Origin of the sequence: Candidatus Infernicultor aquiphilus (assembly GCF_002784285.1) — a bacterium.
Lineage (GTDB): Bacteria > Atribacterota > Phoenicimicrobiia > Phoenicimicrobiales > Phoenicimicrobiaceae > Infernicultor > Infernicultor aquiphilus.
In genome coordinates this window covers 1-911 of sequence record NZ_PFKO01000354.1, presented here as the reverse complement: position 1 = coordinate 911, position 911 = coordinate 1, and the positions used below count along the sequence as shown (strand labels likewise).

Genomic DNA, 911 nt, shown 5'->3' with positions numbered 1-911 from the left:
TATATCCGGATATTTCTTTTCGTATTCTTCCATCTGTTCTATGGTTAAGTTATTAAATAAACCTGTTTTAAAATTGAAGGAGATCTTCTTTCCTTTCTTCTCCTTCTTCTCATTGTTAACATTCTTTAATACATTCTTATTTGTGTTGCCTCGTTCTAAATCTGTTCCTAATCTGTTCCTAATCTGTTCCTCGTTCTGTTCCTCATTCTGTTCCTCGTCACCTTGATAAAACTCATAATTTATAATAGTTATAACGATATATCTGTTTGTCATTCTGTATGTAATATTTTCATCATTTTTTAAAGCTAACAAAAAATTTTCTACGTGTCTGTATGTCCAGCCAAAAATTCTCTGGAGTTGAAGTTTCGAAGTTAAAAATTGCCCTCTTTCTACTTCAATATATTCATTTCTAAAATTCACCATATTTTTTTTGAAGTTTGCCCGGGTATATAGATATGTCCAGGCATAACCATCACAAAAAGGTTTTTTCGATATCCAATGGTTAAATTGTTCTCTGTGAAATTTAACCCACCCTTTATTTTTCATCTCCTATTTCCTCTCGAAAATTGTATAAATCTTTTTTCAAGTTTTTAGAATTTTTTAATATACCCATTAATCTAATAAATTCCTTATAAGTTAAATCATTTCCGCTATATTGCCCAGTGATTATAGATATCCTCAAAGGAACAATATTAGAGTTATTGGAACTGTAAAAGAAGTCTGCTAATTCTTTTATTCTTTTATTAGTCATATTTCACCTCAAATCAAAAAAGGCAATAAAAAACGCTAACCAATAAGGAGACTTGTCCACGTGACTGAACAAGCTAACGTGCTTGATTAGCGTTTCTTTGCCTTTTATTTTATTTGTTTCACTTATTAAATCTATCACGTTATTTTACTCCTTACAAATA

The 911-nt window shown here is 29.9% G+C and carries 1 protein-coding gene and 1 pseudogene; both read right to left on the bottom strand.

From position 1 onward, the window contains the following. Positions 1–546, bottom strand: a pseudogene (locus COZ07_RS09985) (hypothetical protein); the annotation flags it as partial. Beyond that, positions 536–751 (bottom strand): hypothetical protein, encoded by a 216-nt coding sequence (locus COZ07_RS09980; protein WP_406608417.1) that lies wholly within the window; start codon positions 749–751, stop codon positions 536–538. The pseudogene COZ07_RS09985 and the gene COZ07_RS09980, both read right to left, overlap by 11 nt. Positions 752–911: the final 160 nt, after the last annotated feature.